This window comes from Paenibacillus medicaginis (genome assembly GCF_042138635.1).
Classification (GTDB): Bacteria; Bacillota; Bacilli; order Paenibacillales; family Paenibacillaceae; genus Paenibacillus; species Paenibacillus medicaginis.
Map to the genome: position 1 here is coordinate 129,942 of NZ_JBHIRY010000013.1, position 6,485 is coordinate 136,426.

At 51.8% G+C, this 6,485-nt stretch carries 4 protein-coding genes, 6 tRNA genes and 2 rRNA genes; all 12 read right to left on the minus strand.

The annotated features are described in order from the left end of the window. Positions 1-7: 7 nt before the first annotated feature. Positions 8-745 carry an RNA polymerase sigma factor gene (locus tag ACE5LO_RS14785; RefSeq protein ID WP_375520797.1) on the minus strand — a complete coding sequence of 246 codons (738 nt, stop codon included), beginning with the start codon at positions 743-745 and terminating at the stop codon, positions 8-10. Positions 746-926: 181 nt separating this feature from the next. Continuing rightward, positions 927-1,000, minus strand: a tRNA-Pro gene (locus ACE5LO_RS14790). A gap of 250 nt (positions 1,001-1,250) precedes the next feature. Further along, a complete protein-coding gene (locus tag ACE5LO_RS14795; protein ID WP_375520798.1) occupies positions 1,251-2,108 on the minus strand; it encodes a transglutaminase family protein in 858 nt (285 codons plus the stop codon). Further along, a complete protein-coding gene (locus tag ACE5LO_RS14800; protein ID WP_375520799.1) occupies positions 2,105-3,052 on the minus strand; it encodes an alpha-E domain-containing protein in 948 nt (315 codons plus the stop codon). Before ACE5LO_RS14800 ends, ACE5LO_RS14795 begins: the two co-directional genes overlap by 4 nt. A gap of 78 nt (positions 3,053-3,130) precedes the next feature. Next, entirely contained in the window at positions 3,131-4,588 is a 1,458-nt protein-coding gene (locus ACE5LO_RS14805; RefSeq protein ID WP_375520800.1) for a circularly permuted type 2 ATP-grasp protein, read from the minus strand. Positions 4,589-5,171: 583 nt separating this feature from the next. Beyond that, positions 5,172-5,256 (minus strand) — tRNA-Leu (locus tag ACE5LO_RS14810). A 16-nt stretch (positions 5,257-5,272) separates the two neighbouring features. Further along, positions 5,273-5,345: transfer RNA gene (locus ACE5LO_RS14815), tRNA-Lys, on the minus strand. A 198-nt stretch (positions 5,346-5,543) separates the two neighbouring features. Beyond that, positions 5,544-5,619 (minus strand) — tRNA-Thr (locus ACE5LO_RS14820). An 11-nt stretch (positions 5,620-5,630) separates the two neighbouring features. Continuing rightward, positions 5,631-5,703, minus strand: a tRNA-Ala gene (locus ACE5LO_RS14825). A gap of 36 nt (positions 5,704-5,739) precedes the next feature. Further along, positions 5,740-5,813: transfer RNA gene (locus ACE5LO_RS14830), tRNA-Ile, on the minus strand. Between the two features lie 28 nt (positions 5,814-5,841). After that, positions 5,842-5,958: ribosomal RNA gene (gene rrf, locus ACE5LO_RS14835) — 5S ribosomal RNA — on the minus strand. Positions 5,959-6,144: 186 nt separating this feature from the next. Further along, a 23S ribosomal RNA gene (locus ACE5LO_RS14840) occupies positions 6,145-6,485 on the minus strand; the annotation flags it as partial.

The window sequence follows — 6,485 nt, forward strand, 5'->3', positions numbered from 1 at the left end:
TCCTGTTCTACGCTGCCAATTGAGCCCTCGTCTCGTCCGGCTGCTGCCGTCGTGAGTTCACTCTGCCTGCCCGCATACTGCTTTCAAGAATAACTGGAAGCAAAGCTTGCGGTTCTGCCGCATCATGCAGTCCCAGCTCGACAAGAAGCTGTACATCACCGCGCCGGAAGGCGGATAAATAGGCCTTCAGCAGTTCCCTGCTTTCCTGATCCTCAGGAAGACAAACAGCTTCGGCACGCCGCTCTTTGCCATCGGCCAGGGCGGCACGTGCTCTGGATAACGCTGCCTTGACTGCTCCTTCGGTCGTACCCAGCAGTTCAGCCACCTCACTGGTTTTGTACTGCCATATCTCCCGCAGCAGGAAAATGGTCCGCTGCCACGGCGGCAGCCAATGAATGAGAGTGGAGAGCGCCAGCTCAAGATCCGTCCCGTACTTGTCACTACTATACGCTGCATTTACATTTAAACGTGAGGCAGCGCGTTGACCTGCAGCCTGTCGCCTAATCCGGTCAATCCACGTATTCCGCGCTGAACGGATGAGGTACGCCTCCCAGTTCACAGCCGTATCCTGCAGCGGCAGCTTCCCAAGCAGCTGAAGACAAGTGCTCTGTACCAAATCTTCGGCTTCCCATCTGGAACCTGTAAGCTTAAGGCAGTATTTCAGCAAAGAAGGCAGAGCTTGCAGAAGCTCGGCATGCGTTTGTTTATTTAAATAATCTGTGTGTGTGGATTTCACAAAGGCCATAAATGGGGCCCCCCTTTGTTAAGTCCTTGTTAAAGGTTTCATGAAGAAGACGATTGGAGATATGAAAAAGATACGCTGCAAAGAAATTTTTTAGAGGATCAATTAAAATAAAAACGCTATTCCGAAGAAAGTCTGGCTTCAGAATAGCGTTTATCAGGCTAAATAACAAATCATAAAGAGATCGGGACGACACGATTTGAACATGCGACCCCCTGGTCCCAAACCAGGTGCTCTACCAAGCTGAGCTACGTCCCGATGTATACGTAATCATACTGCTGATTGCGTTAACAGTCAATTAACAATTTGGGTAAACAAGATTTTATGAAACCTTAACGATGTATTAAATTACCTGCATAAACAACAGATGACAGGCTTATGCAGGTAATTTTTAAAATTAAACTCAAGCCTCGTGACAGCTATTCTGTTCAACCTGACGTGAATCCAGACCGACCGTTTCCCGCTCAGGGCGGAGTCCACAGATGACGGCGACACGGCAGTATCCAGGTCACAGCTGCTGCACATCCACCTCGACCAACATGTTCTGCAGCGGCGTGCCGCGATAAATCCCCTTGACCGGAACAATATCGAAATAATCCCGTCCATGCGCCAGTTTGACGTACCGTTCGTCCACACGGTTGTTGTTCGTCGGGTCGAAGCCGAGCCAGCCGGTGCCGGGAATGTACGCTTCGACCCAGGCGTGAGACGCCTGCTCGAAGTCGGCCGTCCGCGTCTGCAAATCGCCGACAAAATGGTAACCGCTCACGTAACGAGCGGGAATGCCCTTAGCCCGGCACACCGCGATCATCAGATGGGCGAAATCTTGGCAGACCCCCTTCTTCAGCCGCAGAAATTCATCCGTTCGCGTCGTAACAACCGTCGTGTTCGGCTGATATTGAAAATTGCGGTATACCTTACCGGCCGTCTCCATGACCAGATCGTATACTCCCGCATCAGGGAGCGATATCTCATCCACATACGTCCGAACGTCTTCGCCGACAGACGTGTAAAGCGTCGGCAGTAAAAATTCCGCGAATTTGTTTTGCAGCGCTTCGTCGGCAAGCATCCGCCAGTCTTCCTTCGGGGATAACACTTGATTCCGGACGCCGTCATTATTGTGCGTAACGACCGTCGATACCGCCGTAATGACAAGCCCGGGATGCCGGGCGTTCACAGTGAACGCGTGGATCCGGTTACCGAAGAAGTCTTCATATGTGAACAACGAAGCGTTCGGCTCCACCGAGATGGTGTGGTGGTAACACGCCTGACGGTAGTTCGTTCGCGGTGATAGGCGAATTTCATTGACACTGTCCATCACCGGCTCCTCGTAGCCGTATTTGGTCGTATGCGAAATTTTGAGCTTCATGCGCGAACCCCCTGCCTCGTGTGAAAAAAGGCGTCACCCACGGCCGCGCCGAGCTGATTGATTGCCGCCATGCCGTTCAAAAGCGAATACAGCAGCGAATCTTTTGCAAGCTCGGAAGTGTCTAACCACGATAACTCGGACCGCACCTTCGCCACGAGACGAATCGCCTTGTCGAGCGCCGGGTCGGCTCCGTTCATGCTGCGGATCGTATGAAGGCTTGCCCCCAGCCCGCTCAGACCGTGCTGAACCGAGCGCGGGAACAACTCGTTCATAACCAACAGCGATGTCGTATGCTCCAATGTGAAATGATCGGAATAGAGCCGCCGATACACATCAACACCGCCAAGCGCCCGCGCCGCAGAAAACAAGTAATAGGAAACACGGGGCTCGTCGTCGGCAATCGAACGATACAACGACTCCAGTAGCCGTGCCGTATTTTCTGCCCGCTCTAGGTACCGACCGCTCTCCATGATGAGCCACTGCTGATCGCGGAACATCATATGCTGTGCGGCACCATAAAACATCCCCATATTCTCCTTCACTTTACGCAAAAACAGAAATGGGGATTCGTACAGCAATTCATTCGCATCGCGGCTTCTCAGCCATAACGCAAACCCGTTCACAATGTCCCACAGCTCCTCCGGCAGCCGTTCCCGCACTGTCTTCAAATTCGTCTTTGTCGACTGAACGCATGCGTTAATGGAGTTCGAGTGACTGGCATCAAGCGCCACATAGAAAAGCACATCTTGCTCCCGGTATGCAGGGTGCGCGGCTTCGAACTGTGCTGGGTCTCCCACCGCCTGCACCATGCGAATCCACAAGTGGTCCTCGTCCGCCGTCTCTTCGCGAATATGATAGAACGCGTCGATCAGCCGGGCGTGGTTTTCGGCCCGCTCCGTGTAGCGGCCGATCCAAAACAACGATTCGGCAATTCGGTTTAGCATGGCAAACCTCCTCCTAAAATTTTGTGAGCATTGCTTCTTGAATCAGCTTCGAGCAAAACTCGCTTCGAAAGCATAGGCCTATTCTCTTAGCACCCAAGTGTCCTTACAGCCGCCGCCTTGCGACGAGTTGACGACGAGTGACCCTTCCTTCATGGCAACACGGGTCAGCCCCCCAGGGATCACATGTACGGAATTCCCGAACAGGGCGAAAGCGCGCAGGTCAATATGCCTGGGCACGAACTGGCCGTGATTCATAATCGGCGCCGTGGATAGCGATATCGTCGGCTGTGCAATATAATTGCCGGGGTTCATGCGAATATTTTCGGCAAAACGCATCAGTTCCTCTTCCGTGGCGGAAGGCCCAATCAACATGCCATATCCGCCAGACAGGGACGTCTCCTTAACCACCATCCGGTCGAGCCGTTCCAGCACATACTCCCGCTCGTCGGGGCGCTCAAGCAAATACGTCGGCACGTTCGGCAAAATCGGCTCTTCGTTCAAGTAATACCGGATCATGTCGGGGACGAACGTATAGATCGCCTTATCGTCGGCGACGCCAGTGCCCGGTGCGTTCGCAATCGCCACGTTGCCGGCACGGTACGCATTCATCAGCCCGGCGACCCCTAGCACAGAATCCGGCCGAAAGGCAAGCGGATCGAGATAATCATCATCAATGCGCCGGTACACCACGTCGATCTGTTTCAAGCCCGTCGTCGTGCGGGCATAAATTTTATGATCAATGCAAACGAGGTCGCCGCCCTCCACCAGCTCGATGCCCATCTTCTGGGCGAGATACGTATGCTCGAAGTAGGCGGAATTGAATTTGCCCGGCGTCAGCAGCGCGACGGTCGGATTCGCCCGGTCGCGGGGTGCGATCCGCTTCAAGGCGGACAAGAAGGCGCCTAGGCTGTGCTCGACTTCCGCCACAGAACAAGAGAAATACGAATCGTGAAAAAAACGTTTCATCATCATGCGTGTCGTGAACAGATACGAGAAGCCGGACGGTGATCGAAGGTTATCCTCCAGCACGAAAAATTGGCCGTGCTCGTCGCGGATCAGATCGATGCCGGAGCATGTGACATAGATGTCGTCCGGCACGTGCAGGCGCATCATCTCCGGACGGAAGTACCGGTTCGACACGACCATTTTCCGAGAAATGATGCCATCGTTAATAATATGTTGATCGTGATACAAGTCGTACAGAAACCGATTCAGCGCCTTCGTCCGTTGGATGACGCCCCGTTCAAGCTCCCGCCATTCGTGCTGCGGAATAATGCGGGGGAGAATATCGAACGGAATCGTCCGTTCCAGCGCCTCCTGCTGCCCGTCGGCGTAAAGCGTGTAAGTAATGCCTTCCTCCAGCATGCGCTGATTCATCGCCCGCTGCCGTCGCCCCAGGCTTTCGGCATTCATCAGTTGAAGCTTCTCGTATAGCCGCTCGTAATGCCTGCGGACTGCGCCGGTGCCGTCGTACATTTCATCGTAAAAAGAAGAAGCAGAGTAGGATTGGTTTAAAGGAAGATTTGAAATGTACATGCCGAAAACCTCCATTCCAGAAAATATAACATCCTTAAATCAATAATATCACACAATATGTAGTTGTAAATTACACGTTGAATGATAATTTTATTTTTTATGAATATTTTCTTGTTAATCGGGAGGTTTAAGTTATCTTTATGTAATATAAAATAACACAAAAAATACGTTTTTTGCTCGAACGTTTCTTTGTCAGCCAAATCTGATTGCCACCGTTTTAGCGAATTTAACGACATGCTCCAACTTTCTTCACTTACTGATCAACAATAGCAGGTTTGCACAATATGACGAGGATTTTGTCAGCCGTGTGGAGGAAGCTGGAATCGCAGAGTTGAATGTACGGTTTGAAATAGCATAGAACAATCATCAACGTTGGTGGGGGGCAGAGAAATCGAACCGGCAAACTTGTTTCAAGCTGTGAGCAAAGCGAAATAGGTGATGCTCCATTTGATGTCGAGGGAACAGAAGACAGACGCATTTCTTCAGCATAAGTGATGAGCAGCACCTTACAAAATTCTGAATATACAAAAAGCTCCTGAATTGTCATAAAACAAATTCAAGAGCTTGTTCATTATTAGGTTGATGCGGTCGAGAGGACTCGAACCTCCACGGGGGGTTAGCCCACACGGACCTGAACCGTGCGCGTCTGCCAATTCCGCCACGACCGCATATATTGGAAGCTGATGAGCCATGAAGGACTCGAACCTTCGACACCCTGATTAAAAGTCAGGTGCTCTACCGACTGAGCTAATGGCTCTCAATAAAAATAATGCTCTGACAAACTTTATTAGGGTTCTCATCCCTGAAGTTAATACGGAACCTCCGGGGTACTCCCACTTCATGGGAGACTGCGATGTCTATCCTAACGAAGTTTATGCTCCGACGAACCCGCGATCTCCTGCGTGACAGGCAGGCATGTTAGGCGTCTACACCACGGTTCCACATTCACTTGAAATGGTGCCGGCGAGAGGACTTGAACCCCCAACCTACTGATTACAAGTCAGTTGCTCTACCAATTGAGCTACACCGGCTCATACTTAAATGGAGCCAAGGGGGATCGAACCCCTGACCTCATCGCTGCCAGCGATGCGCTCTCCCAGCTGAGCTATGGCCCCATATATTAATTTCATATAAAATTTCTATGTAAATGATGGGCCCTAGTGGACTCGAACCACCGACCTCACCCTTATCAGGGGTGCGCTCTAACCAGCTGAGCTAAGGGCCCCAATATGTATCCTTCCCCGAGGGGATTTGCCTGGCAACGTCCTACTCTCCCAGGACCCTTCGGTCCAAGTACCATCGGCGCTGGAGGGCTTAACGGTCGTGTTCGGGATGGGTACGTGTGGAACCCCTCCGCTATCGCCACCAGACAGGTTTTTTCCGGTCGAGTTACCTCCCGAAATTCTTCAGAAAAATAATCAACCTCAGAAAAGACATGCAGCTTCATGCTGCCGCGAGAAATTCGGTACATCACGTACTGTGTGTATGAATTTCATAGCGCATCAAGGGTTTACACCCTGAAAACCGGATCCGAAACGTCATTGCGTTTTATTCATTAGGATAAGCCCTCGACCGATTAGTACTGGTCAGCTCCATGCATTACTGCACTTCCACCCCCAGCCTATCTACCTCGTCGTCTTCAAGGGGTCTTACATACTGGGAAATCTCATCTTGAGGGGGGCTTCACGCTTAGATGCTTTCAGCGCTTATCCCGTCCGTACATAGCTACCCAGCGGTGCTCCTGGCGGAACAACTGGTACACCAGCGGTACGTCCATCCCGGTCCTCTCGTACTAAGGACAGCTCCTCTCAAATTTCCTGCGCCCACGACAGATAGGGACCGAACTGTCTCACGACGTTCTGAACCCAGCTCGCGTACCGCTTTAATGGGCGAACAG